The following is a 935-nucleotide window of genomic DNA, read 5'->3' as shown; positions in this document are numbered from 1 at the left end:
ATCGTATATATAGTAATCGCCGCCCAGAGTTGACACCGGGATGAAACCATCCGCGCCGTACTGCGGCAATTGGACAAATAGTCCTGACTTGGTGACGCCGGAGATGCGGGCATCGAACCGGTCGTCGACGCGTTCGGCAAGGTAGGCGGCGATCAGACGGTCGACCGTGTCCCGCTCGGCCGCCATTGCGCGGCGTTCCGTGCCGGAAATCAGCACGGCGACATCTTCGAGCCGTGCCGCTTCGTCCTGCGTCAGTCCGCCCGGACCCAATCCGAGTGCGGCAATAAGTCCACGATGCACGATCAAATCGGCATAGCGGCGGATCGGCGAGGTGAAATGGGCGTAGCGCCTCAGGTTGAGACCGAAATGGCCGATGTTCTTGGGCGAGTATTCGGCCTGGCTCTGCGAGCGCAGCACCACTTCGTTGACCAGGCCTTCATTGTCGGCGCCGCGCACACGCTCCAGGATGCCGTTGAACTGGCTCGGCTGCATCTGCGCGCCGCGGGCCAGCGACAGGCCAAGCGTCTGCAGGAACTCGCGCAGCGATTCCTGTTTGGCCAGTGATGGCGCGTCATGGACGCGGTAGACCAGTTCCTGCTTCTTCGCCTCCAGCGTCTCGGCCGCTGCAACATTGGCCTGGATCATGAATTCTTCGATGAGCTTGTGGGCATCGAGCCGTTCCGGCACGATGACGCGATCGACGGTGCCGTCCGGCTTGAGCACGATCTTGCGCTCCGGCAGATCGAGTTCGAGCGGCTGGCGGCCGTCGCGGCCACGCTTGAGGATCGCATAGGCGTCCCACAGTGGCTTCAGCACGGTTTTGAGGATCGGACCTGTCTTGTCGTCCGGCGCGCCGTCGATTGCCGCCTGAGCCTGTTGGTAGGCGAGCTTTGCCGCCGACTTCATCATGATGCGATGGAAGGAGTGCCTGAGCT

At 62.6% G+C, this 935-nt stretch carries 1 protein-coding gene; it reads right to left on the bottom strand.

Annotated elements, in window-relative coordinates; translation table 11 throughout:
• Positions 1 to 935, bottom strand: a 935-nt coding sequence (locus EOC06_RS37900) for an RNB domain-containing ribonuclease (RefSeq protein ID WP_128310151.1), incomplete at both ends; no start/stop codon positions are given.

The sequence above is a fragment of the Mesorhizobium sp. M7A.F.Ca.MR.362.00.0.0 genome (assembly GCF_004023175.1).
In the GTDB taxonomy this organism is placed as follows: domain Bacteria; phylum Pseudomonadota; class Alphaproteobacteria; order Rhizobiales; family Rhizobiaceae; genus Mesorhizobium.
The sequence above is the reverse complement of the archived record's forward strand: the minus strand, read 5'-3'. Positions and strand labels throughout refer to the sequence as shown.